Consider the following 23171-nt stretch of genomic DNA (forward strand, 5'->3'; position numbering starts at 1 on the left):
GTCACCGCAGGGGGAGCGTCAGCAGCGGAACTCCGTCCGCCGCCCGCACCTCGAACCGCGCGAGATCCGCGGGCCGCGCCGCCGCCCCGCCGTCCAGCGCCACCGCGTCCCCGCGCACGGTCCACGTCGCCACGGTCTGCTCCGAACCGTCCCGCCCGACCGCGACCAGCTCGCACACCCGGGGCCCGCCCGAGTCCCGTACGTCCAGACCCACTTGGGTGCCCCAGTCCCGGTCGTCCGCGGTCACGGTCGCCGCCACGCCGGTCGAGGCATCGTGCCCGCTCAGGGTCGCCGTGTGCCCGGGAGGACCGGTACCGCCCCCGGTCAGCATCGCGACCCCCTGCCCCGTCGCGGCGAGCACCAGCGCCGCCGCGACGGCCGCGCCCCACAACCGGCGCCGCGCCCTGCGGTGCAGCGCCCCGAGCCGGTCCACCGCGCGGTCGAGGAAGGTCGGGGCCGGGCGCGCGAGCACCTCCACGCACGGCGGCGTCGCCCGCGCGTACAGCGCCAGCGCGCCCGTCGTGGGCGCCAGTTCGCCGACCAGGGACGCGCACGCGGCGCACTCGGGCAGATGGTCCTCGAAGCGGAAGCGTTCCGCGGGGTCGAGAACCCCCAGCGCGTAGGCGCCTACGTCGCGATGCCGTTCCAGGGACCACATGCCTTCCTCCGTCTGTCGCCCACCGGTACGCAGGAGGCGGCTGATTCATTCAAGCGACCGCGCGATTACACTCCGCCGCATGTTGCGCGTACTGGCCGTCGACGACGAGGAACCCGCCCTCGCCGAACTCCTGTACCTCCTGCGGGCCGACCCGCGCGTGCGCAGCGCCGAGGGCGCCACCGACGCCAACGAGGCGCTGCGCCGCATCGGCCGGGCCCTGGAGGGCGGCGACGGCGCCATCGACGTCCTCTTCCTCGACATCCAGATGGCGGGCCTGACCGGCCTCGACGTGGCGCGCCTCCTCGCGGGCTTCGCCAACCCGCCGCTCGTCGTGTTCGTCACCGCCCACGAGGACTTCGCTGTCAAGGCCTTCGACCTGAAGGCCGTCGACTACGTCCTCAAACCGGTGCGCCGCGAGCGCCTCGCGGAGGCCGTCGGCCGGGTCGCCGAACGCGTCGCGAGCAGCGCGCCGCCGGCCACCGTCGCCGACCGCATCCCCGTCGAACTCGGCGGCATCACCCGGCTCGTGGCCGTCGCCGACATCACCTACGCCGAGGCCCAGGGCGACTACGCCCGCCTGCACACCCAGGACGGCGTCAGCCACCTGGTGCGGATACCGCTCAGCACCCTGGAGGAACGCTGGCAGGAACTCGGCTTCGTCCGCGTCCACCGCAGCCACCTCGTCGCCCTCCACCGCATCGACGAACTCCGCCTCGACGGCGCGGGAATGACGGTCCGGGTCGGCGAGGCGGAAATCGCGGTGAGCCGCAGACACGCAAGCCGAGTACGAGAACTGCTGATGCGCAGACCGTGAGCTGTCCGCTTGCCGCTCAAGCCCCGGCGCCGGTCGAGCAAATCACGGCTGAGCAATTCAAGCCCCGCCGGCGATTGAGGCGCGGGGCCCGGGGCAGAGCCCCGCGACCGCAACCCCGCCCCACCGCACCCAGACCCTTCCCCCAGCCCACCCGACCTGCTTAAACTCCGCCACGTGTCCGATCACCCGCAACGCGAAACCGTGACCGGCGAACCCCGCCGGGTCCCCGGCCCGGAGGGCCTCCGTACGCAGTGGGAGATCGACGAACAGACCACCCTCGGCGCCGCCTACGTCCGCTCCCTCATGCGCGGCCAACTCCGCGCCGGCATCACCGCGTTCATGCTCCTCGCGGTCCCCGTCGCCGTCCTGCCCCTGTTCTTCGGCGCCCTGCGCAACGCGCCCGTCCAATGGCTCGTCCTCGGCTTCGGCTGCTACCCGTTCCTCGTGCTGATCGCCTGGTGGTACGTGCGCCGCGCCGAGCGCAACGAACGCGACTTCGCCGACCTGGTGCGCGGCCGCCCCGCCGACCACGGAGCGCCGTGAACGAGGCGTACGCGATCCCGGCGGTGGCCGTCGTCGTCCTCGCCACCGTCCTCATCGGCGGCTTCGGCCTGCGCGTCTCCCGCACGACGTCCGACTTCTACGTCGCCTCCCGCACAGTGGGCCCCCGGCTCAACGCGGCGGCGATCAGCGGCGAGTACCTCTCGGCCGCCTCCTTCCTCGGTATCGCCGGGCTGCTCCTCATCCACGGCCCGGACATGCTGTGGTACCCGGTCGGCTACACGGCGGGCTACCTCGTCCTCCTGGTCTTCGTCGCGGCGCCGCTGCGCCGCTCGGGCGCGTACACGCTGCCCGACTTCGCCGAGGGGCGGCTCGAGTCCCGCCAGGTGCGACGCGTGGTCAGTCTGTTCGTCGTCGGGGCGGGCTGGCTCTACCTGCTGCCCCAGCTCCAGGGCGCGGGGCTCACGCTTCAGATCCTCACCGGCGCTCCCCGCTGGTTCGGGGCGACGCTCGTCGCCGCCGTCGTGGTGCTCGCGGTCGCGGCGGGCGGCATGCGCTCGATCACCTTCGTCCAGGCCTTCCAGTACTGGCTCAAGCTCACCGCCCTCCTGGTGCCCGCCTTCTTCCTCCTGCTGGCCTGGCGCGGCAACGGCGCCCCGCCGCCGGAGACCGCGACCCTCGCCCCGCCGTCCGCCGGGGTCGGCGCGGGCCGGCCGCTCGCCACCAGCCGCGCCGACCACCCGCTCTACGCCACGTACGGCCTGATCGTGGCCACGTTCCTGGGCACGATGGGCCTGCCGCACGTCGTCGTCCGCTTCTACACCAGTCCCAACGGCCGCGCGGCCCGCCGCACCACCGTCGTGGTCCTCGCCCTGATCGGCCTCTTCTACCTGCTGCCGCCCGTGTACGGCTGGCTGGGCCGTCTGTACGCGCCCGAACTCACCGCCACCCAGGACGCCGACGCCACCGTGCTGCTGCTGCCGGGGCGGGTCTTCGACGGGGTGGCGGGCGACCTCCTGGGCGCGCTCGTCGCGGGCGGCGCGTTCGCGGCGTTCCTGTCCACGGCCTCGGGGCTGACGATGGCGGTGGCCGGGGTCGTCAGCCAGGACGTGTTGCAGGCGCGCGGCGTACGGCACTTCCGGCTCGCCGTGCTGCTCGCGATCGCGATGCCGCTCGGCGGTGCGCTCCTAGTGGACGGGGTGCCCGTCGCGGACGCGGTCGGCATGGCGTTCGCGGTGTCGGCCTCCTCGTTCTGCCCGCTGCTCATCCTGGGCATCTGGTGGCGCCGCCTCACCCCGCCGGGCGCCCTTGCGGGCCTGTTCCTCGGCGGCGGCTCGGCCCTGGTGGCGGTGACGCTGACGGTGGCCGGGCCGGTCACCTCGGGCTGGCTGCACACGCTGCTCGCCTGGCCCGCCGTGTGGTCGGTGCCGGTCGGCTTCCTCGCGATGATCCTGGTGTCCCTGGCCACGCGGGACGCGATCCCGCCGCACACGACCGCGACGATGACGCGCCTGCACCTGCCGGAGTCGCTGAAGGCGTCCGCGCGGGGCCTGAAGCCGCCGCGGGCGCGTGCGGGGGAGACGGGAGGCGGTCCCGAGTGAGCGGCACCGTCACCGCGGTCCTCATCGCCCTGTGCCCCCTCCTGCTCGGCGCCGGGTTCCTGCTCGGGCGGCGCACCGCCCATCCCGACGGGCGCAGCGACGTCGGCACGCCCGTGGAGCGCGCCACCTTCGAGACCCTGCACACCGCCTCGCTGGCCGCCCCGGCGCTGCGCGCGGGCCTCACCGAGGACACCGCCCGCAAGTCCGCCCGCCGCCTGCGCACGCTGCTCGGCACCGACGCGCTCGCCGTCACCAACCGCTCCGCGGTCCTCGCCTGGGACGGGACGGGCGAACACGCCCACGCCGCGCATGTGATGGAGCGGGTGGAGCCCGTGCTCACCGGGGGCCGCAGCGCCGCGTTCGGCTGCGGCTGCCCGAACGACGACTGCCCGCTGCGGTGGGCGGTGGCCGCGCCCGTGGTCGCGGACGGCCGGGTGCTCGGCGCCGTCGTCGCCTACGCGGCCCGGGAGTCCGCGGTCCTCGCCCGCGCCACCGACGAGGTCGCCCGCTGGGTCTCCGTCCAGCTCGAACTGGCCGAGCTCGACCGCTCCCGCACCCGCCTCATCGAGGCGGAGATCAAGGCGCTGCGCGCGCAGATCTCACCGCACTTCATCTTCAACTCGCTCGCGGCGATCGCCTCGTTCGTCCGCACCGACCCCGAGCGGGCCCGCGAACTCCTCCTCGAATTCGCCGACTTCACCCGCTACTCGTTCCGCCGCCACGGCGACTTCACCACGCTGGCCGACGAACTCCACTCCATCGACCAGTACCTGGCGCTTGTACGCGCCCGCTTCGGCGACCGGCTCTCCGTGACGTTGCAGATCGCCCCGGAGGTCCTCCCGGTCACACTGCCGTTCCTGTGCCTCCAGCCGCTCGTCGAGAACGCGGTCAAGCACGGCCTGGAGGGCGCCGTCACCCGCAGCCGCATCTCCATCGGCGCCACCGACGCGGGCGCCGAGGCCGAGGTCGTCATCGAGGACGACGGCGTCGGCATGAATCCCGGCGAACTCCGCGCGATCCTGCGCGGCGAGGGCGGCCACGGGCGCGGCATCGGCCTGTCGAACGTCGACGAACGCCTGCGCCAGGTCTTCGGCGACGCCTACGGCCTGGTGATCGAGACTGCGGAGGGCGCCGGCATGAAGATCACCATCCGCATCCCGAAGTACCGGGCGGGCGTGTACGCGCCGTAGGACCCGCGGCCCGCTCAGAACAGCGAGATCGCCAAGTGGCCGAGCGGTAACCCCAGTTGCCAGGCGGGCGTCCACACCTGCGGCCCGTCCTCCTCGTCCGGCACGGGCACCGCGTCCAGGTCGGGGGCGAGCAGCTCGGTCTCCTCCAGCCATCTCCAGGCGGCCTCGGCGAGCAGCAGATCGGGCGAGGGACGCCGTGCCCGGGCGTCCTGGTCGAGCCGCTCCGAGAAGCGGTCCCGCACCCACGCCTGCCACGGCTGGTCGTACGCCGTGAGCGACAGCCAGTTCTCCAGCTGGGACACGACGCGGATCCCGGAGAGCTCGTCGCCCGCGTCGGACAGGAAGATCGTCAGCGCGAGTGCGTCACGGCCCGCCTTGAACTCGAAGGACGTGGGCGGCATCAGGTCGCCCGTGCGCAGCAACTCGTCCGCGATGTACTCCGCGTACAACCACGCCATGGGGACGACGAGTCCGTCGCCCGGTCCGCTCTCGGCGCCGGACGTGCCGTCCGTGCCCTCATCGCTCCCGTACCGCATCGCCTTCCTGCCTTCCTCCGGTCCGTGTGCTGCTTCGGCCCCCGGACCCACCCGTCTCAACTCACCGGGGAGGACAGCGGATTACTCAACCGAGGAAAGGGTGTGCGGAGCAAGGCGCTTTACCGATGCTTGACCCGGCCTCCGGTTTCACCGCAGGTCGGGTGCGTAACCCGGAAGGACACGACGCAACGCCCGCAACGCGTAGTACGCACGGGACTTGACCGTACCGGGGGGAATGCCGAGTGTGTCTGCGGCCTCAGCCACACTAGCGCCCCTGAAGTAGACCTCGAGCAGAACCGCGCGGTGTTCGGGTGTGAGGGTCGCCACGGCGTCCCGGACGTCGAGCGCGGCCGCCGAGCGCTCCGCGTGGTCCGCGGACACCCGGGCGTTCTCCAGGACGGCGTCGCCGACCTCCGCGGGCCGCGAGAGCCGCGCCCTGCGTGCGTCGATGGCGAGCCGCCGCCCGACCGTGAACAGCCAGGGCCGCACCGACTCGTAGCGCGGGTCGAGGGCCTCCGGATGCTGCCAGGCGCGTACGTACGTCTCCTGGACCAGGTCCTCCGCCCGCTGGGCGTCGCCGTCGCACAGGCGCAGCAGGAACGAGAACAGCGGGCCGCCGTGCTCCCGCTGGACCTGGGCGAGGTCCTCCTCCGTGGTCGTGGGTGCCGTGAACGCCGTCGTCATGGGCGTCATGGCAGCGCAGGCCGCCCCGCGCGCCCAGGGGACGCGCGGGGCTCTGCGGCGGGCGGGGCGAAGCCCTCGACGAGCGGTGCGGTGAGCGGGACGGACGGGGCCCCGGCGGCCAGTGCGGAATCAGCCGAATCAGTCGGAGGTGCGGGCCAATTCGGACTTCCTGTAGGAGTAGCCGAAGTAGATGACCAGACCGATCAGGAACCACACGGCGAACCGCACCCACGTCTGCCACTGGAGGAACGTGATGAGCCAGATCGAGAAGACGATGCCGATCGCGGGCACGAACGGCATGGCGGGCGTGCGGAAGGTGCGCGGCAGCTCCGGCTGACGGTAGCGCAGCACGATCACCGCGACGCAGACCACGACGAACGCCAACAGGATGCCGATGTTGGTGAGTTCGGCGGCCTCGCCGATGGGCAGGAAGCCGGCGATGAGCGCGGAGCAGACGCCGACGATCCACGTCACGCGGGTCGGCACGTGCCGTGTCGGGTGGGTCTTCGCGAACCACTTCGGCAGCAGGCCGTCGCGCGACATGGCGAACCACACGCGCGTGACGCCCAGCATGAACGTGAACATCACGGTGAGGATGCCGATGATCGCGCCCACCGCGATCACGTCCGCGAGGCCGCTGAGGCCCACCGACTTGAACGCGGTCGAGAAGCCGCTCTCCGGGTCGATGTCCTTGTAGTTCTGCATGCCGGTCAGGACGAGGCAGGCGAGCACGTACAGGATCATCGAGATGATCAGCGAGTAGATGATCGCCTTCGGCATGTGGCGCTGCGCGTCCTTCGACTCCTCGGCCGCCGTCGACATGGCGTCGTAGCCGAAGACCGCGAAGAAGACCGTGGCCGCGCCGGTGAACGCGCCGCTGACGCCGAACGGGAAGAACGGCGTGTAGTTGTCCGAGTTGATGTGGAAGACGCCGACGCCGATGACGAGCAGCACCACGAGGACCTTGAGCACGACCACGAAGGTCTCGAAGCGGGCCGCGTTCTTCATGCCCATGTTCAGGAGCCAGGCGATGAGCAGACACAGCGCGGCGGCGAACAGGTCGACCTTGTGCCCGCTGCCGGTGCCCGGCGCGCCCAGCATCCAGCTGGGCAGGTCGAGACCCATCTCGCCCAGCAGGAAGCTGAAGTAGCCGGAGATGCCGATCGCGACGACCGCGACGATCGCCGTGTACTCCAGGAGCAGGTCCCAGCCGATGAACCAGCCGACGAGCTCACCGAGCACGGCGTAGCCGTACGTGTACGCGGACCCGGCCTTCGGGATGAGCCCGGCGAACTCCGCGTACGACAGGGCGGCCGCGGCGCTCGCGACGCCCGCGATGAGGAACGAGATGAGGACCGCGGGCCCGGCCGTGCCGTTGGCGACGGTGCCGGCGAGGGTGAAGATGCCGGCGCCGATGATGCCGCCGACGCCGATCGCGGTGAGCTGCCACAGACCGAGGGAGCGGGTGAGTTTCCCGCCCGACTCCGTGTCGTCGATCTGCTCGATGGGCTTGCGGCGCAGAACGCCCTGCCCTCTCGAGATCTTCGGGGGGACGGACATGGGACCTCACCTCTTGGCTGCTGCGAAGACGGCTGACGGCCGATCATGATGCCCCTGGGACAGCGGGTTCGGAAGACAGCAGCGCCGTAGGCACCCCCACGTAATTCTTTACGGGACGACCGTCACCGGCCAGCGCCCCGCCTTCACCAGGCGTACCGCGACCGAGCCGACGATGCGGTGGCCCGCCTGCTCCGAGGCGCCGACCACCACCGCGTCCGCCTTCAGCTCGTCGGCGGCCGTGACCAGGCCGTTGAACGGGTCGCCGCGGAAGGTGTGGAACTCCCAGCGCACGTCGTATATGCCCTTGACCCGAGCGGCCGAGGCGCGGATCTCCTTGATGAGTCCCTCGGCGATCTCGTCCGTCGTCTCCGCGACCGGCACCCCGAGCGCCGCCCCGCCCGTCATCACGGGCTGCACGTAGACCACGGCGAGCAGCGCGTGCTGCCTGCGGGCCAGGCCCCCCGCGTAGGCGGCCGCGCGGAACGAGGAATCGGAGCCGTCGACACCGACGACGATCACTTTCGGTCCGTCGGTGCCACGTTCGAACTGATGGGGCTGCTCTTCGGTCACGCGGCAGAGGTTAACGGAGAAGCCGCCGATCAGGTGCTTTCCCGCGTCCCATCCGGTGGTTCCGCGCGCGGCAGCCGCGTGCCGTGTCACGCATTAATCATGACAAAGCATCAGGGCACCACGGGACGTCGCGCGTTGCTGCGCGGCTTCACCGCCGTCGGCCTGGCCGGGCTCACCGGATGCACCGGGGCCGGCCGGCAGGACGCCGCCCCGGCCCCCGCGGGCGGGGCGGCCCGGCCCGTGCGCGAGCCGTCCACGTACCGGCTGCGCCCGCTGTCCGGACCCGGCGGCCCGCGCCGCGCCGCGCCGACGGTGCGCAAGGCGCCCGTCCTGAGGCTCGACACCGCACCAGGCGACCGCGCCATGGCGCTCACCTTCGACGACGGCCCCGACCCCGCGTACACCCCCGAGATCCTGCGCCTCCTGCGCGCACACGACGTGCGCGCGACGTTCCTCGTGTGCGGGAACCGGGCGCGGGAGAGCCCCGACCTGCTGCGCAGAATGGCCGACGAGGGGCATGTCATCGGCAACCACACCTGGACGCATCCGCTGCTGCTCAAGCTGGACAGGACCCGGATCCGCGCCGAGATCGAGCGCACCAGCGAGCTGATCGCGCGCACCGTCGGCGAGCCGCCGCTCTGGTTCCGGGCGCCCTACGGCGCATGGAACCGCCACGTGTTCGAGCTGGGCACCGAACTCGGCATGGAGCCGCTGGCCTGGACCGTGGACTCGCTCGACTGGGACAACCCCGGCGCCCCCACGGTGATCACCCGGGTCGTGAACCGGGCGGCGCCCGGCGTGATCGTCCTCAACCACGACGCGGGAGGCGACCGCTCCCAGACGCTCACCGCCGTACGCGGCTATCTGCCACGCCTGCTCGACGCCGGGTACCGGATGACGGTGCCGCGCCCCTTCGGCGTGTGACGAGGCACCGGGGGCAGGCGCGAGGTCAGCGTGTCGACACCAGGCGTGCGAACGCCACGACGTTGCCCTCGTAGCCCTCGCGCTTCGAGAAGCGGCCGCCGCAGGTGATGAGCCGCAGCTCCGGTGTGCCGTGCGAGCGGTAGACCTTGCGGCCCGGGAAGCGGGACTTGGCGAACACCTCGACCCCGTAGACCCGGAAGACGGCCGTCCTGCCGTCCCTGCGGCGGATCTCCACGTGGTGGCCCTCGCGCAGCGAGCCCAGGCCGTAGAAGACGGCGGGGCCGCGCGCGTTGTCGACGTGGCCCACGACGACGGCGGTGCCGCGCTCGCCGGGCGCCGCCGCGCCCGTGAACCAGCCCGCCAGGTTCGCCTCCTTCGGCGGCGGCGCGTCGATCCAGCCGTCCGGGTCGAGGCCGACCGGCGTCACCGGGGCGTCCACCCGGATCGCCGGTATCCGCACGCGGTCGACCGGCGAGAAGGGCAGCGGGCGGGCCGCCTTCGCCGCGGCCGGTTCCGGTGAGCGCCGCTCGACGGAGGCGGGCTGCGGCGGACCCGTGTCGAATTCCCCCGAACCGCTGCGGACGAGGGCGAGCCCGGTGAGCAGCACCAGCGCGAGCACGCCCCACGGGGCGCGCCGCCTCGGCCGTTCCTCGTCCGCGAAGCGCCACATCGACATGGGCAGGCGGGGCGACTCAGGCGCTCTTGTCGCCGGTACGGCGGCGCGCCACGACGTACGCGGTGCCGAGCGCACCCGCGATCAGGGCGCCGCCGAGGGCGACCTCCTGAAGGTCGAACCCGCCGGCACTGCCGCCGATCCCGGCCTTGACGCCCTGGGGGACGGGGCTGGGGGAGGAGTCCGGGCGGCCTGTGGCGATGGTCAGGTCGGCCCTGCGGGGCTGGCCGCCGTCGCAGATGAACGTGACGGTGTAGGCGGCGCCCTGCTTCGCGTCCCAGTCGACGGGGACGGTGCGGGGGCCCTCGCCGGGCGCGATCGTGACGGAGTCGAAGATCCCGGCCGTCACCTCGGTCTTCCCCTTGCAGCCGCTGGCCGACAGGGTCACCTTGCCGCCCGCGGCGATGGTGGTGGGCGAGATGCTCGGCCTGAAGCCGTCCTCGGCGGCGGCCGACGGCGCCGTCAGGGCCAGCGCGGTGAGCGAGAGAGCGGCGGCGGATGCGGCGCGTATCGCGTGCATGGGGTTCCTCCGGGGTTCACGAGGAGCGGCAGCGGAGCGGTTCCGCCCGTGGGGGACAGCCACCTCGATGCCCGACACGCTAGGGACGCCCCCGTACGGCCGCGATCCGTGTCGTACGAACGGGGCACACATGTGGGCCGGTCAGGTGGCTTCCGGGCCGTGCTGATGCTCCGTCGGGCCCCCGGCGTGCCACACGTGCGGACCCGCGCCGCGCCACTCCACGAGGTGCGGGTCGTCGAGCGTCACGTCCGACGCGCCGAACCCGGCGCGGCGCAGGAGTTCGGTCAGGTCCGTGTCGTTGTGCGCCAGGCCGAGCGCCTGGCCGCGCACGGAGACATGCCGCCCACCCGCCGGTGCGGGCGGGTGGACGACGATCGGTGCGTGCCATCGGGTCATGCACCACAGAGTGCTGCGCGCCGGGGCGGAGCGCAGCACGAAGCGGTCAATGGGCGCCCGGGAACAGCGTCAGGAACGGTTCCGCCGTGGCCGCGACGCCCCGGCTGTAGGGCGCGTCGAGGTCCCAGATCAGGAAGAGCAGGAACGCGATCAGGGACGAGAAGAGCCCGGCGAGGACCAGCTCGCGCGCGGTGCGCCTGATTTGCAGCGCGAAGATCATGCCGATGGTGACCAGGGCGCCGACGATCAGACCGAACCAGACGACGCCCGGCATCGTGGCACTCGTCGAGTCCTCGCGGGCGCCGCGCGCCTCGTCGGCGGCGGTCACCTGGTCGAGCAGCGGCTGGTAGGCCTGCGCCTGGAAGTCGTTCTTCGGCTCGAAGTCCGTGACGTCCTCGCGCACCTTCTGCAAGAGCGCGTCGCCCTTGGCGGTCAGCTCGCCTTTGTTGCGCATCGAGTCCCACTCGGTGGTGACGACATGGCTGACATACCTGTCGACATCGGCGCGAATGTCGTCCCGCACCTCCGCCGGATAGACCCGGACGCGTTCATGGATCTCGTGCAGCGCCTGCGCCTCGTTGCGTACGTGGTCCTCGGCGGCGCTGCGGCCCTCCCAGACGCCCGCGATGGCGAGACCGAGGACGATCGCGTAGACCACGCCGATCATCATCGTCATGTACTCGATGACGTCGGGGGTCTCGGACGGGTCGTCGTCATCGCCGATCCTGCGCTGTTGCAGGACCTGGACGACGAGGACGACACCGCAGACCGCGAGCATCGCGAGGGCGAGAACAAGCCATTCCGACATCGAAAGCTCCACAAGGGTTCAACAGGATCAGCGGGGGCGCAGTGCGGCGACGGCGAGCACCGCGGGCGCGGTGATGAGCAGCGTGAGCGTGACCAGGGACGGTCCGCCGCGCGGCGGGGCGCGGTGGGCGGTGGGGCGGTAGGCCGGGTAGTGCACCGGCTTGGGGCTCGGTGGGGGCTTCGTATGGGTCGGGGTCGGCTTCGGCTCGGGCTTCGGGGGCGGTTCGGGGGCCGGTGGTGGAGGCGGGGGAGGCGTCGGTGTGGGCGTCGGGGGAGGCGGAGGCGGCGGTGGTGGAGGGGGTGGAGGCGGCGGCGGGGGTGCCGGTTTGGGGGGCGGGGGCTTCGGCGCGGGCTTCTTCGGCGGGGGTGTGCTGGGGCCCGCGCGGCAGATCACGCCGCTGCCGGAGACCGCCACCGCGTCGCCCGACGAGCCGCCGTCGACGGAGGCGTAGGCGCAGCTGTCGGCCGGGAGGACGAGCGGTGCGGCGATGGCGGCCGCGCTCGGCGCGCCGCACAGCCAGGCGGTGGCGAGCACCGCGATGACGCGGGTGACCAGGCTTGACCCGGGGCGCTTGGTTCGATGCACGACCATGATCCTCGGCAGCGGCGGGCCCCGGCACGCCGACCCGGGCGCGGAATGGTCCGATGGTGGGGCGCGGGAGCATTCGGGTTTGCCCGCGTGCGCGGACCTGCTACCGGACCCGCGCCCCCGGCGCACGTCACTGCGGCACCCGAAGAAATCTTCCCCCGCATTGAACACAGCCGTCACCGCCGCGCGTACCTAGGGCCATGTGCGGCCCGCCCGGGTTCGCACAACACCCAAGCAATGTGCGGGAGTTGAGATGAAGACCTCCTGGCGGAGCGCCTCGCTCGTAGCGACAGCTGCGGCCCTGCTGGCGCTGACGACGGCGTGCGGTCAGGATCAGGGAGACCAGGCTGCGACGGGGCAGAACGTGGGCAGCGCGGCCGACGCGCAGGGCGGTTACGGGTCCTCCGACGGCTATGGATCGGGCTCCGACGGCTACGGATCGTCGGGCGCCGACAAGAGCGCGGCGAAGTCCAAGTCCGCGGGGCAGCTCGCTTCGTGGGACAGCAAGGAACTCGGCAAGGTGCTCACCGACAGCGACGGGATGACCCTGTACCGCTTCGACAAGGACACCGCGCAGCCGCCCAAGTCGAACTGCGACGCGGCCTGCCTCAAGGCGTGGCCCGCCGTCCCGGCGAGCGGCGCCAAGGCCGCGCCCGGGGTCGACAAGTCGCTGCTCGGCGAGGTGACGGCCGCCGACGGCACGAAGCAGCTGACGGTCGACGGCTGGCCCATGTACCACTACGCGATGGACAAGAAGGCCGGTGACGTCAAGGGCCAGGGCGTGGGCGGCACTTGGTGGGCCGCGGCCCCCGACGGCAAGAAGGCCAACAAGAAGGCCGAGGAGGAGGCCGGGGCCCAGCCCGCCGACCTCGCGGGCCTGTCCACGCGCAAGGACCCGAAGCTCGGTGAGATCGTCGTCGACAAGAACGGCATGACGGTCTACCGCTTCCTCAAGGACTCGGCGTGGCCCATCAAGTCGAACTGCGTCGGCGCCTGCGCCGAGAAGTGGCCGGCGCTGGCTCCGGTTGCGAAGAACGACACGCAGAACATTCCACTGAAGGGATACATGACCTTCACAAGGCCCGACGGAACCAAGCAGCAGACCCTGAACTGCTGGCCCGTCTACACCTTCTCGGGCGACAAAAAGCCAGGTGACACGAACGGTCAGGGTGTAGGAGGCACTTGGTACGCGGCGGCTCCGAATGGAAAGCCGGTAGGCGCCCCCAAGTAACAACTGGGAGGGTCCAGTGCGCCCGGTGAGGCGCTCACAGTAGAGTCGTCAACGGAATTGGCTCGTCGCCGGTCCGTTCCCCGCATGGCCAGGTCAGGCCGTGTGGAGGGAGCGGGCCGGTTCTTTTCGTCGGGGAAAGAGAAGGTTTCGGGATGGTTTCGGATCGTTGCCGATTGGCACGTGACGGAGGCAGTGACCGGGAACGGACGGTCAATTTCCGTTTTGACTCGCTCCTTTGGCGGTGGATCAGTAGCCTCGGCTCGAACACCGGCACTCCTACGCCATGGAGACCTTGATGCAGCGTCCCGCCTGGGCCCCTCAGGGCATCGACATCTCGGTGCCCAGTGTGTCCCGAATCTACGACTTCTACCTGGGCGGTTCGCACAATTTCGAGGTCGACCGGGAGGCCGCCCGCAAGGCCATGGAGTTCCTGCCGGGGCTCCCGAAGATCATGCAGGCGAACCGGGCGTTCATGCGCCGCGCCGTGCGGTACGCCGCCGGGGCCGGCATCACGCAGTTCCTCGACATCGGCTCCGGCATCCCGACCTTCGGCAACGTCCACGAGGTGGCCCAGCAGGAGAGCCCCGGAGCGAGCGTGGTGTACGTCGACCACGACCCGGTCGCGGTCGCGCACAGCAGGGCGGTCCTCGAGGGCGTCCCGCGCACCGGGGTCGTCACGGCGGACCTCCGCAGGCCGCGGGAGATCCTGGAGAGCCCCGAAGTCACCGAACTGCTCGACCTGGAACGGCCGGTGGCGCTGCTCCTCGTCGCCGTACTGCACTTCATCGAGGAGGCCGACGATCCGTACGCGGCCGTGGCCGAACTCAGTGAGGCGCTGGCACCGGGCAGCCTGCTCATCGTGACGCATGCCTCCAATGAGGGCATGTCCATAGAGACGGAGCGGGCGGACGGGATGGTCGACGTCTACCGAAACGATGTCCGCAATCCGCTGATCATGCGGAACCGCGATGAGGTCAAACGGTTCTTCAAGGGGTACGAGGTGGTCGCACCGGGCATCGTGGCGATGCCGGTGTGGCGGCCCGACACCGCCCCTGAGGACGAGGACCCGTACACCTTCGCGGGCTATGTGGGAGTGGGGCGCAAGGCGTGACTGCTGCATCCTCCCGGGGGACGAACCCCGGGCCCCGGGCCGGGAAATCCGGCCGGACGGACAGGTCGGCACGGACCGACGACGGTATCGGCGGTGATGCGTCGGCCGGGCCGGAAGACAGAGTGCGCGGCTTCGCCACGCTCTGGAGCCGGGAGATCTTCCCGCTCACCGCGACCTCGCTGACCCGGCACGAGTTCGAGGCGGAACTCGTGCCGCTCGTGCGCCGGCTGCGCACCGTGCTCGTCGCGCAGGCCCTCGACCGGGCGGAGGCACAGGCCGTCGGCGCGGCCCTGGTCGACGCCCACTGCACCGACCCGGAGGCGCTCACCCAGACCCTCGACGTGGTGGAGACACACCTCGTCGGGCACTGCGGCGAAGCGGCGCCCACCGCCGAGCGCGCGGAGGAACTGCGCTCGCGCTGCACCCGCATCCAGCACGCGATGGCCGCCGGGTTCGCGGCCGCGCTCCGGGAGCGCACCCGCACCGAACAGGAGGCCATATCGCGCGCCGCCCTCGACGCCCGCAGCGCCGTCGCCGAGGCCCTGCACGCGAGCGAGGCCAAGTTCCGCGCGGTGTTCCACGGCGCGGCCATCGGCATCGGGATCGCCGACCTCGACGGCACCATCCTCGAGGTCAACGAGACGATGGTGCGGATGTTCGGCGGCAGCAGGCAGCAGCTGCTCAAGCGCAAGGCCCACCAGCTGACCCACCCCGAGGACGCCCCGCACATCTGGCGCATGTACCACGAGCTGGTGCAGGGGGAGCGCGAGCACTACCGGGTGGAGAAGGCCTACTCGCGCCCGGACGGCACGGCCCTGTGGACGAACCTCACGGTCTCGCTGCTGCGCGACGCGGACGGCGCCCCGCAGTACCAGCTGGCGCTCATGGAGGACGTGACCGAGCGCCGCCTGCTGAACCTGCGGCTGCGCTACGAGGCCACCCACGACGCGCTCACCGGGCTGCCCAACCGCACCCTGTTCTTCGAGCGCCTGGAGAAGGTGCTCAGCGCGGGCAACGGGATGCGCTTCGGGCTGTGCTACCTGGACCTCGACGGCTTCAAGACCATCAACGACAGCCTCGGCCACGCGGCCGGCGACCGGCTCCTCGTCGAGGTCGCGGACCGCCTCCAGGCCTGCGCCACCGCGCCCGGCGAGATGGTCGCACGGCTCGGCGGCGACGAATTCGTGGCCCTGACCACCGGCAAGGACACCGAGGCCGAGGTCGACGAGCTGGCAGGGCGCATCATGCACGCCCTGGCCACACCCATCCGCATCGACGGGCGCGAGCTGACCGTGCGCGGATCGGTCGGCATCGTCGAGGGCCCGGCGGCCGAGCGCAGCCCCGCGGAGGTGCTGCGCAGCGCCGACATCACGATGTACCGGGCCAAGTCCGCGGGCGGCAACCGCTACGAGCTGGCCGACCCCGAGGCCGACGCCCGCGCCATCACCCGGCACGGCCTGACGACGGCGCTGCCCGCCGCCCTGGACCGCGGCGAGTTCTTCATCGAGTACCAGCCCCTGGTGCACCTCGGCGACGGCAGCGTGCGTGGCGCCGAGGCCCTGGTGCGCTGGCTGCATCCGCAGCACGGCGTGCTCGGCCCCGACCGCTTCATCCCGCTCGCCGAGCACACGGGCCTGATCGTGCCGCTCGGCCGCTGGGTCCTGGAGGAATCGGTCCGGCAGGCGCGGGTGTGGCAGGACCGGTACGAGGAGGCGGGCCCGTTCCGCATCAACGTCAACCTGTCCCCGATGCAGCTGACCCACCCCGGTCTGGTCGCGGACACCGTCGACATCCTGGAGCGCTTCGGCCTCGAACCGGACGCGCTGTGCCTCGAGGTCACGGAGTCGGCCCTGATCGGCGCGGACGACGACCTCCTCAAGCCGCTGCGCAATCTCTCCGAGATGGGCGTCGACATCGCCCTCGACGACTTCGGCACCGGCTACTCGAACCTCGCGAACCTGCGGCGCCTGCCCGTGAACGTCCTCAAGCTGGACCGCTCCTTCACGCAGGGCATGCAGCAGTTCCCCGCGGACCCCGTCGACCTGAAGATCGTCGAGGGCATCGTCTCGCTGGCCCACAGCCTCGACCTGTCGGTCACGGTCGAGGGCGTCGAGACCGGGGCCCAGGCGGAGCAGCTGCGCCACCTGGGCTGCGACACGGCGCAGGGCTGGTACTACGCCCGCCCCGGCCCGCCGGACCGCCTCCACGAACTGGCCCTGGCGGACGCGACGGGGTGAGCACCCGGTGATCCGCTGGACGTACGCCTTCCCCGACCGGCCCCACGCGGCCCTGGACGCGGCGTACGCCTGCCGGGCGGCGCCCACGGGCTGGCCGGAGGGCCCGTGCGAAAGCCCGCAGTTCCGCCTCCTGAAGGCCGCACAGACCCGGCCGCGGTCCGCGCGCGCCACGAGTCGCTCGGCGCGAACCTCCTCGTGACCCGTAGCCGCCGGGTTGCGCGGTCGAGAGTGCTCAGGAGCCCCATGTCCGGCCCGTGGGACGGCTCTTGACCGGGATCCGGCGGGCTGTTTCGATCAACCTCGTGCATCCGCGACCCGATCTCACCCGACGTCTCCACGTCGATCTCGTGCGCGTCGCCGGTGCCTGTTGTCGCCCGAGCTGACGGTCGGCATCCAGCGCTGAGTCCCGCGCGCCGATCCCCCTCCTGCTCCTTTCCCTGCCGCGCCCCGCGCGGTACGCCGTCGTCCGTGCCCGGCGCGCTCCCTCTCCCCGCCCTGGAGACCTCATGTCTTCCCGCAGAACCGCGGGCGCCTCCGTCGCGCTTGCCGCCGTCCTTCTCGCCGCCTCCGCTCTCGGTCTGCCGCCCGCAGCGGCCGCCGCCTCCGCGTATCTGCCGGCCCCGCCGCACAACCCGTACGCGGGCCCCGACGGCACCGCCACCATGCACGGTGACACCGGTTCCTCCGACCTGACTCCGCTGGCCGGACCCGGCGCGGGCGGCCTCACCGCCGAGCGCACCGCACTGGCCTCGGCCTGCCCGACCGTGCTCATCGGCTCGGACGGCTATCCGGTGGCCCTGTGCACACCGATCTTCGGGCAGGTCCCTACGGTGCATCTGCTCGATCCGGAAACCGGGGACTCGCTTGCCGAACTCGCCCTGACCAAGGGGTCGTTGCTCGGCGGTGTCTACGCGTACATCGACGACCGCGACCGGCTCACCGTCGTCGACGGCAGCCGTTCCCTGCTGCGCGTCGGACACCACCGCGACGCCGACGGCGAGTGGCGGCTGACGATCGACCAGAGCCTGTCGCTGGCCTCCGCGATCCCGGAGGACGACGCCGTCACCGGCCTGTCCCCGGACTGGCGGGGCCGGGTCTGGTTCGCCACCGGCGGAGGCGTCGTCGGTACGGCGGACGACCGCACCGGCACGGTGCGGGCGCTGACGCTGCCCGCGGGCGAGCGCGTCTCCAACAGCATCTCCACCGCTCCACAGGGCACCGCCGTCACCTCCACCCACGCCACCTACCTGCTCACCGCCGCCGCCGACGGCACCCCGCACATCACCTGGCGCCGCTCCTACGACCGCGGGCAGGCCCGCAAACCGGGCCAGCTGAGCTGGGGCAGCGGCTCCACTCCCACGTTCTTCGGGCCGAAGACCGGCACCGAGTACCTGACCGTCGTCGACAACGCCGACACCAGCGTCAGCCTCCAGGTGTACGCCACCGCCACTGGCGCCCCCGTCTGCTCCGTGCCGGTTCTGCTCGCCGGCGGCTCCGGCAGCGAGAACTCCCCGGTCGGGGCGGGACGCAGTGTCTTCGTGGCCAGTACGTACGGCTACCCGTACCCGGCCGTGCCCGCCGACGCGGGTGACTCCGTCCCGTCCTCGGCGGCGTTCAAGGGCGGGCTCAGCCGCGTCGACGTACGCGCCGACGGCTCCGGCTGCGACCTGGTCTGGGACAACACGCTGCGCTCCGCCGCCGTGCCCCGCCTGTCCACCGCCGACGGGCGGCTGCGGACGGTGCTGCGCGACCCGGTGATCCCCGGCACCGACTCCACCGGACTCCTCGACCCGTACCGGTACGCCGAGATCGATCCCGCGACCGGCGAGGTGACCCGCAGCAAGCGGATCGGCATCGGCTCCCTCTTCGACAGCCTCCAGATGGCCGGCACGATCGGCCCGGACGGCACCTACTACCAGGGCACGATCACCGGGGTGGTCCGGGTGAGGGCACATTGAAGCCCCGCCGGCGATTGAGGCGCGGGGCCCGGGACAGCGCCCCGCGACCGCAACGCCGGCTAACCGCCGGAGCTCCGCCCCGGACCCCGCTCCTCAAACGCCGGAGGGGCTGGGCTGTCCTTCGAACAACATCCGCTGAAGCTCGCGCGCCGCACGGGGCGGCGCCACGTCGGAGCGGTGCGCGAGCGCGATCGTGCGGCTGAGTCCGGGCTTGGCCAGCGGAGTGACCCGCAGGTCCGCCCCGGCCCGGTGTGCCACCATCCACGGCACCACCGCCACCCCGAGTCCGGCCCGCACGAACCCGAGGACCGCGTCCATCTCGCCGCCCTCCACCGCGAAGTCCGGCTCGAAGCCCTCGCCACGGCACGCGGCGACGGTCAGCTCCCGCAGGTCGTACCCGTGCCGGAACATGACGAGCCGCTCGCCCTCCAGGTCGGAGATGCGCACGGACCTGCGGCCCCGCCCCGGCGCGGGCGCGTCCTTCGACGACACGACCACCAGCTCCTCGCGCAGCAGCTCCACCGTCGTCAGGGCGGGCGCGGGCGCCGGCAGCGGGAGGACGACCAGCGCGAGGTCGAGGGCACCGCGCGCCAGCTCCCGTACGAGGTCGTGGGAGCCGCCCTCCTCGATCATCAGCTGGATGCCGGGGTAGCGGTCGTGGAAGGAGCGCAGCACGTCCGGCAGCAGGCCCGTGCACAGCGACGGCGTCGCGCCGAGCCGGACCCGCCCGCGCTTGAGCTGAGCCAGTTCCTGCACCTCGTGCCGCGCCGTGTCCGCGTCGGCGAGGATCCGGCGGGCGAGCGGCAGCAGTGCCTCCCCGGCGTCGGTCAGCGAGATGTTGCCGCGGGCCCGCAGGAAAAGATCGACGCCGAGTTCCCGCTCAAGTGCCCGGATCTGCTGGGACAGCGAGGGCTGCGCGACATGCACCAGCTCGGCGGCGCGCGTGAAGTGCCGGGTCTCCGCGACCGCGACGAAGTACTGGAGCTGCTGGAACTGCATGACGACCACCCTAGCCCCTCGATAGCGAATGCCTATCGAAATGAGGCGGACCATGTCTTGGACCGATCGGGCCCTCGGGCTCTAGCGTCTTGACCCATGGCTCTGGCAACGCGGACGGATCGACGGCCGTCCATGGCACGTACTGTCTGGGACAGTTCCGTCGGCAAGAAGACAGTGATGGCGGTGAGCGGGCTCGTCATGCTGCTCTACCTGGTCGCGCACATGATCGGGAACCTCAAGATCTTCTTCGGTCCCGAGGAGATCAACCACTACGCCGCCTGGCTGCGCACCATGGGATCCCCGGTGCTGCACTACGAGTGGGGCCTGTGGATCGCCCGCGTGGTGCTGGTCGTCGCCGTCGTCGCGCACGCCACCTCCGCGTACCAGCTGAGCCGACGCGGCCAGAAGGCACGCCCCAGCAAGTACGTGCACAAGAAGCCGCGCGCCGACTACGCCACCCGCACCATGCGCTGGGGCGGCATCATCCTCGGCCTGTTCATCGTCTGGCACATCCTCGACCTGACGACCGGCACGGTGCACCCGGGCGGCTACGAGCACCTGCGCCCGTACCAGAACATCATCGACACGTTCTCGACCTGGTACGGCAACGTCATCTACATCGTCGCGATGCTCGCCCTCGGCTTCCACATCCAGCACGGGTTCTGGAGCGCCGCGCAGACTCTCGGCGTCGGCAGCCGCACCCGCGACCGCGTCCTGAAGACCGTCGGCAACGTACTCGCCGTGGTGCTCACGCTCGGCTTCGTCGCCGTGCCCGTGGGCGTCATGACCGGATTGGTGAGCTGAGGAACAACATGAGCACCTACGCGGACTACTCCACCGGCGAACCCGTCGTCGACACCAAGGCCCCGGCAGGACCCGTCAACGAGCGCTGGGACACCCGCCGCTTCGAGGCCAAGCTGGTCAACCCGGCCAACCGCCGCAAGCACACCGTCATCGTCGTCGGCACCGGCCTCGCCGGCGGCTCGGCGGGCGCCACGCTCGCCGAACAGGGATACCACGTCGTCCAGTTCTGCTACCAGGACTCCCCGCGCCGCGCCCACTCGATCGCCGCGCAGGGCGGCATCAACGCCGCGAAGAACTACCGCAACGACGGCGACTCGGTGCACCGCCTCTTCTACGACACCGTCAAGGGCGGCGACTTCCGCGCCCGCGAGTCCAACGTGCACCGCCTCGCGCAGATCTCCGTCGAGATCATCGACCAGTGTGTCGCGCAGGGTGTGCCCTTCGCCCGCGAGTACGGCGGCCTCCTCGACACCCGCTCCTTCGGCGGCGTGCAGGTGTCGCGCACGTTCTACGCCCGCGGCCAGACGGGCCAGCAGCTCCTCCTCGGCGCGTACCAGGCGCTCAGCCGCCAGGTCGCCGCAGGCAACATCGAGCTGCACCCGCGCACCGAGATGCTCGACCTCGTCATCGTCGACGGCAAGGCCCGCGGCATCGTCGCCCGCGACCTGATCACCGGCAAGATCGACACGTACTTCGCGGACGCCGTCGTGCTCGCCTCCGGCGGCTACGGCAACGTCTTCTACCTGTCGACCAATGCCATGAACTCCAACGCGACCGCCGTCTGGCGTGCCCACCGGCGCGGCGCCTACTTCGCGAACCCCTGCTTCACGCAGATCCACCCCACCTGCATCCCGCGCACCGGCGACCACCAGTCGAAGCTGACGCTGATGAGTGAGTCACTGCGCAACGACGGGCGTATCTGGGTGCCGAAGGCGAAGGGTGACACCCGGCCGGCGAACGAGATCCCCGAGGACGAGCGCGACTACTACCTGGAGCGCATCTACCCGGCGTTCGGCAACCTCGTGCCCCGTGACATCGCCTCGCGCGCCGCGAAGAACGTGTGCGACGAGGGCAGGGGAGTGGGCCCCGGCGGCCAGGGTGTGTACCTCGACTTCGCCGACGCCATCAAGCGCATGGGCAAGAAGGCCGTCGAGGCCAAGTACGGCAACCTCTTCGACATGTACGCGCGGATCACCGACGAGGACCCGTACAGGACGCCCATGCGGATCTACCCCGCCGTCCACTACACGATGGGCGGACTGTGGGTCGACTACGACCTTCAGACCACCATCCCCGGCCTCTTCGCGATCGGCGAGGCCAACTTCTCCGACCACGGCGCCAACCGGCTCGGCGCCTCCGCGCTGATGCAGGGCCTGGCGGACGGCTACTTCGTCCTGCCGGCCACCATCAACGATTACCTCGCCAAGCACCCGCACACCGACGAGGTGAACGCCGAGCACCCGGCCACCGTCGAGGTCGTGCGCGAGACCGAGGAGCGGCTCGCCAAGCTGCTCGCCGTCGACGGGGACCGCACACCCGACTCCTTCCACCGTGAACTCGGCGAGCTCATGTGGGAGTTCTGCGGCATGGCCCGCACCGAGGAGGGCCTGCGCAAGGCCCTCGACCGGATCCCGCAGATCCGCGAGGAGTTCTGGCGCCGCATCAAGGTGCCCGGCACGGGCGAGGAGTTCAACCAGTCCCTGGAGAAGGCCAACCGCATCGTCGACTACATCGAGCTCGCCGAGCTGATGTGCCTCGACGCCCTGCACCGCGCCGAGTCCTGCGGCGGCCACTTCCGCGAGGAGTCGCAGACCCCCGACGGCGAGGCCGCCCGCGTCGACGAGGAGTTCTCCTACGCCGCCGCCTGGGAGTTCACCGGCACCGGCGCGGCCCCCACCCTGCACAAGGAAGACCTCGTCTTCGAGTACGTCCACCCCACTCAGCGGAGCTACGCATGAAGCTCACCCTGCGCGTCTGGCGCCAGAAGAACGCCGACGCCGACGGCGCCATGTCCACGTACGAGGTGGACGGGATCAGCCAGGACATGTCGTTCCTGGAGATGCTCGACACCCTCAACGAGGAGCTCATCCTCAAGGGCGACGACCCGGTCGCCTTCGACCACGACTGCCGCGAGGGCATCTGCGGCGCCTGCTCGCTCGTCATCAACGGCGACGCGCACGGCCCGGAGCGCACCACCACCTGTCAGCTGCACATGCGGTCCTTCAAGGACGGCGACACGATCGACATCGAACCGTGGCGCGCCTCGGCGTTCCCGGTCGTGAAGGACCTGGTCGTGGACCGCTCGGCCTTCGACCGGATCATCCAGGCCGGCGGCTACATCACGGCCCCGACGGGCGCCGCGCCCGAGGCGCACTCCACCCCGGTGCCCAAGCCGGACGCGGACTTCTCCTTCGAGCACGCCGAGTGCATCGGCTGCGGCGCGTGTGTCGCCGCGTGCCCGAACGGCGCGGCGATGCTGTTCACCTCGGCGAAGATCAACCACCTCAACGTGCTGCCGCAGGGCGCGCCCGAGCGCGAGACCCGCGTCCTCGACATGGTGGGCCAGATGGACGAGGAGGGCTTCGGCGGCTGCACGCTCACCGGTGAGTGCGCGACGGCCTGCCCGAAGGGCATCCCGCTGTTCTCCATCACCAGCATGAACAAGGAGTGGCTGCGCGCGAACCGGAAGGTCAGTCGCTGACCCTTTCACAAACGTCCCGCGAAAAGCGCGGGGTGGGCGGGACCGGATGTGGTGCTCAACCCCCGGTCCCGTCATCGTTTTCCGGGCCACGCCGGGTCACGCCGGGC

24 protein-coding genes are annotated in these 23171 nt (G+C 71.5%); 13 read left to right on the top strand and 11 right to left on the bottom strand.

Annotated elements, in window-relative coordinates; all coding sequences use genetic code 11:
- Window position 1: 1 nt before the first annotated feature.
- A complete protein-coding gene (locus ACNYS0_RS39010) occupies window positions 2-658 on the bottom strand; it encodes a zf-HC2 domain-containing protein (RefSeq protein WP_422480976.1) in 657 nt (218 codons plus the stop codon).
- A 79-nt stretch (window positions 659-737) separates the two neighbouring features.
- Here ACNYS0_RS39010 and ACNYS0_RS39015 point away from each other — a divergent pair, with 79 nt between their 5' ends.
- The 4 genes from ACNYS0_RS39015 (at window position 738) to ACNYS0_RS39030 (ending at window position 4764) form a co-directional block, all read left to right on the top strand.
- Window positions 738-1472, top strand: a complete 735-nt coding sequence (locus ACNYS0_RS39015) for a LytR/AlgR family response regulator transcription factor (RefSeq protein WP_422480978.1) — start codon at window positions 738-740, stop codon at window positions 1470-1472.
- A gap of 201 nt (window positions 1473-1673) precedes the next feature.
- Window positions 1674-2015 carry a hypothetical protein gene (locus ACNYS0_RS39020; protein ID WP_422482888.1) on the top strand — a complete coding sequence of 114 codons (342 nt, stop codon included), beginning with the start codon at window positions 1674-1676 and terminating at the stop codon, window positions 2013-2015.
- Window positions 2012-3574 (top strand): sodium/solute symporter, encoded by a 1563-nt coding sequence (locus ACNYS0_RS39025; protein WP_422480980.1) that lies wholly within the window; start codon window positions 2012-2014, stop codon window positions 3572-3574. Before ACNYS0_RS39020 ends, ACNYS0_RS39025 begins: the two co-directional genes overlap by 4 nt.
- Window positions 3571-4764, top strand: a complete 1194-nt coding sequence (locus ACNYS0_RS39030) for a sensor histidine kinase (protein WP_422480982.1) — start codon at window positions 3571-3573, stop codon at window positions 4762-4764. The genes ACNYS0_RS39025 and ACNYS0_RS39030 overlap by 4 nt, the downstream gene beginning before the upstream one ends.
- A gap of 14 nt (window positions 4765-4778) precedes the next feature.
- Here ACNYS0_RS39030 and ACNYS0_RS39035 read toward each other — a convergent pair whose 3' ends face one another.
- From ACNYS0_RS39035 to ACNYS0_RS39050, 4 genes are all read right to left on the bottom strand, one after another.
- Window positions 4779-5300, bottom strand: coding sequence for a hypothetical protein (locus tag ACNYS0_RS39035; protein WP_422480984.1), 522 nt, complete (start codon window positions 5298-5300; stop codon window positions 4779-4781).
- Window positions 5301-5447: 147 nt separating this feature from the next.
- Window positions 5448-5993: a sigma-70 family RNA polymerase sigma factor gene (locus ACNYS0_RS39040; protein WP_422480986.1), complete on the bottom strand. Its 546-nt coding sequence runs from the start codon at window positions 5991-5993 to the stop codon at window positions 5448-5450.
- A gap of 129 nt (window positions 5994-6122) precedes the next feature.
- Window positions 6123-7544: an amino acid permease gene (locus tag ACNYS0_RS39045; protein WP_422480988.1), complete on the bottom strand. Its 1422-nt coding sequence runs from the start codon at window positions 7542-7544 to the stop codon at window positions 6123-6125.
- Window positions 7545-7652: 108 nt separating this feature from the next.
- Complete coding sequence (locus ACNYS0_RS39050) at window positions 7653-8114, bottom strand: universal stress protein (protein ID WP_422480990.1); 462 nt, start codon at window positions 8112-8114, stop codon at window positions 7653-7655.
- 99 nt (window positions 8115-8213) lie between these two features.
- On the opposite strand from ACNYS0_RS39050, the gene ACNYS0_RS39055 reads away from it, so the two are divergent.
- The gene (locus ACNYS0_RS39055) at window positions 8214-9038 is read left to right on the top strand and encodes a polysaccharide deacetylase family protein (protein WP_422480992.1); all 825 of its coding nucleotides are present in this window, start codon (window positions 8214-8216) and stop codon (window positions 9036-9038) included.
- Between the two features lie 25 nt (window positions 9039-9063).
- Here ACNYS0_RS39055 and ACNYS0_RS39060 read toward each other — a convergent pair whose 3' ends face one another.
- The 5 genes from ACNYS0_RS39060 to ACNYS0_RS39080 form a co-directional block, all read right to left on the bottom strand.
- Entirely contained in the window at window positions 9064-9714 is a 651-nt protein-coding gene (locus tag ACNYS0_RS39060) for a class F sortase (protein ID WP_422480994.1), read from the bottom strand.
- A gap of 16 nt (window positions 9715-9730) precedes the next feature.
- On the bottom strand, window positions 9731-10231 hold the full coding sequence (locus tag ACNYS0_RS39065; RefSeq protein WP_422480996.1) for a hypothetical protein: 501 nt from the start codon (window positions 10229-10231) through the stop codon (window positions 9731-9733).
- A 141-nt stretch (window positions 10232-10372) separates the two neighbouring features.
- Window positions 10373-10627, bottom strand: coding sequence for a hypothetical protein (locus ACNYS0_RS39070; protein ID WP_422480998.1), 255 nt, complete (start codon window positions 10625-10627; stop codon window positions 10373-10375).
- Window positions 10628-10673: 46 nt separating this feature from the next.
- Complete coding sequence (locus ACNYS0_RS39075) at window positions 10674-11435, bottom strand: bestrophin-like domain (protein WP_422481000.1); 762 nt, start codon at window positions 11433-11435, stop codon at window positions 10674-10676.
- A 27-nt stretch (window positions 11436-11462) separates the two neighbouring features.
- On the bottom strand, window positions 11463-12026 hold the full coding sequence (locus tag ACNYS0_RS39080) for a hypothetical protein (protein WP_422481002.1): 564 nt from the start codon (window positions 12024-12026) through the stop codon (window positions 11463-11465).
- Between the two features lie 250 nt (window positions 12027-12276).
- On the opposite strand from ACNYS0_RS39080, the gene ACNYS0_RS39085 reads away from it, so the two are divergent.
- From ACNYS0_RS39085 to ACNYS0_RS39105, 5 genes are all read left to right on the top strand, one after another.
- On the top strand, window positions 12277-13254 hold the full coding sequence (locus ACNYS0_RS39085) for an SCO0930 family lipoprotein (protein ID WP_422481004.1): 978 nt from the start codon (window positions 12277-12279) through the stop codon (window positions 13252-13254).
- Window positions 13255-13549: 295 nt separating this feature from the next.
- Window positions 13550-14365, top strand: a complete 816-nt coding sequence (locus tag ACNYS0_RS39090; protein ID WP_422481006.1) for an SAM-dependent methyltransferase — start codon at window positions 13550-13552, stop codon at window positions 14363-14365.
- An 86-nt stretch (window positions 14366-14451) separates the two neighbouring features.
- Entirely contained in the window at window positions 14452-16602 is a 2151-nt protein-coding gene (locus ACNYS0_RS39095) for a putative bifunctional diguanylate cyclase/phosphodiesterase (RefSeq protein WP_422482889.1), read from the top strand.
- 302 nt (window positions 16603-16904) lie between these two features.
- Complete coding sequence (locus ACNYS0_RS39100) at window positions 16905-16985, top strand: putative leader peptide (RefSeq protein ID WP_422482890.1); 81 nt, start codon at window positions 16905-16907, stop codon at window positions 16983-16985.
- Between the two features lie 123 nt (window positions 16986-17108).
- Window positions 17109-18560 (top strand): hypothetical protein, encoded by a 1452-nt coding sequence (locus ACNYS0_RS39105; RefSeq protein ID WP_422481008.1) that lies wholly within the window; start codon window positions 17109-17111, stop codon window positions 18558-18560.
- A 93-nt stretch (window positions 18561-18653) separates the two neighbouring features.
- On the opposite strand, the gene ACNYS0_RS39110 is transcribed toward ACNYS0_RS39105, so the two are convergent.
- Window positions 18654-19559: a LysR family transcriptional regulator gene (locus tag ACNYS0_RS39110; protein WP_422481010.1), complete on the bottom strand. Its 906-nt coding sequence runs from the start codon at window positions 19557-19559 to the stop codon at window positions 18654-18656.
- Between the two features lie 96 nt (window positions 19560-19655).
- Between ACNYS0_RS39110 and ACNYS0_RS39115 the strand changes: the two genes are divergently transcribed.
- The 3 genes from ACNYS0_RS39115 to ACNYS0_RS39125 are packed head-to-tail and all read left to right on the top strand — an operon-like array spanning window position 19656 to window position 23064.
- Window positions 19656-20363, top strand: coding sequence for a succinate dehydrogenase (locus ACNYS0_RS39115; protein WP_422481012.1), 708 nt, complete (start codon window positions 19656-19658; stop codon window positions 20361-20363).
- Between the two features lie 8 nt (window positions 20364-20371).
- Window positions 20372-22321 carry a fumarate reductase/succinate dehydrogenase flavoprotein subunit gene (locus tag ACNYS0_RS39120; RefSeq protein ID WP_422481014.1) on the top strand — a complete coding sequence of 650 codons (1950 nt, stop codon included), beginning with the start codon at window positions 20372-20374 and terminating at the stop codon, window positions 22319-22321.
- On the top strand, window positions 22318-23064 hold the full coding sequence (locus ACNYS0_RS39125; protein ID WP_422481016.1) for a succinate dehydrogenase/fumarate reductase iron-sulfur subunit: 747 nt from the start codon (window positions 22318-22320) through the stop codon (window positions 23062-23064). The genes ACNYS0_RS39120 and ACNYS0_RS39125 overlap by 4 nt, the downstream gene beginning before the upstream one ends.
- Window positions 23065-23171 lie beyond the last annotated feature (107 nt).

The sequence above is a fragment of the Streptomyces anthophorae genome (genome assembly GCF_049310305.1).
Classification (GTDB): Bacteria; Actinomycetota; Actinomycetes; order Streptomycetales; family Streptomycetaceae; genus Streptomyces.

Excerpts from the sequence above, each read along its gene's own strand:
- ACNYS0_RS39010 (WP_422480976.1), bottom strand. The coding sequence starts at position 658 with ATGTGGTCCCTGGAACGGCATCGCGACGTAGGCGCCTACGCGCTGGGG.
- ACNYS0_RS39015 (WP_422480978.1), top strand. The coding sequence starts at position 738 with ATGTTGCGCGTACTGGCCGTCGACGACGAGGAACCCGCCCTCGCCGAA.
- ACNYS0_RS39035 (WP_422480984.1), bottom strand. The coding sequence starts at position 5,300 with ATGCGGTACGGGAGCGATGAGGGCACGGACGGCACGTCCGGCGCCGAG.
- ACNYS0_RS39040 (WP_422480986.1), bottom strand. The coding sequence starts at position 5,993 with ATGACGCCCATGACGACGGCGTTCACGGCACCCACGACCACGGAGGAG.
- ACNYS0_RS39045 (WP_422480988.1), bottom strand. The coding sequence starts at position 7,544 with ATGTCCGTCCCCCCGAAGATCTCGAGAGGGCAGGGCGTTCTGCGCCGC.
- ACNYS0_RS39055 (WP_422480992.1), top strand. The coding sequence starts at position 8,214 with ATGACAAAGCATCAGGGCACCACGGGACGTCGCGCGTTGCTGCGCGGC.
- ACNYS0_RS39060 (WP_422480994.1), bottom strand. The coding sequence starts at position 9,714 with ATGTCGATGTGGCGCTTCGCGGACGAGGAACGGCCGAGGCGGCGCGCC.
- ACNYS0_RS39065 (WP_422480996.1), bottom strand. The coding sequence starts at position 10,231 with ATGCACGCGATACGCGCCGCATCCGCCGCCGCTCTCTCGCTCACCGCG.
- ACNYS0_RS39070 (WP_422480998.1), bottom strand. The coding sequence starts at position 10,627 with ATGACCCGATGGCACGCACCGATCGTCGTCCACCCGCCCGCACCGGCG.
- ACNYS0_RS39075 (WP_422481000.1), bottom strand. The coding sequence starts at position 11,435 with ATGTCGGAATGGCTTGTTCTCGCCCTCGCGATGCTCGCGGTCTGCGGT.
- ACNYS0_RS39080 (WP_422481002.1), bottom strand. The coding sequence starts at position 12,026 with ATGGTCGTGCATCGAACCAAGCGCCCCGGGTCAAGCCTGGTCACCCGC.
- ACNYS0_RS39085 (WP_422481004.1), top strand. The coding sequence starts at position 12,277 with ATGAAGACCTCCTGGCGGAGCGCCTCGCTCGTAGCGACAGCTGCGGCC.
- ACNYS0_RS39090 (WP_422481006.1), top strand. The coding sequence starts at position 13,550 with ATGCAGCGTCCCGCCTGGGCCCCTCAGGGCATCGACATCTCGGTGCCC.
- ACNYS0_RS39105 (WP_422481008.1), top strand. The coding sequence starts at position 17,109 with ATGTCTTCCCGCAGAACCGCGGGCGCCTCCGTCGCGCTTGCCGCCGTC.
- ACNYS0_RS39110 (WP_422481010.1), bottom strand. The coding sequence starts at position 19,559 with ATGCAGTTCCAGCAGCTCCAGTACTTCGTCGCGGTCGCGGAGACCCGG.
- ACNYS0_RS39115 (WP_422481012.1), top strand. The coding sequence starts at position 19,656 with ATGGCTCTGGCAACGCGGACGGATCGACGGCCGTCCATGGCACGTACT.
- ACNYS0_RS39120 (WP_422481014.1), top strand. The coding sequence starts at position 20,372 with ATGAGCACCTACGCGGACTACTCCACCGGCGAACCCGTCGTCGACACC.
- ACNYS0_RS39125 (WP_422481016.1), top strand. The coding sequence starts at position 22,318 with ATGAAGCTCACCCTGCGCGTCTGGCGCCAGAAGAACGCCGACGCCGAC.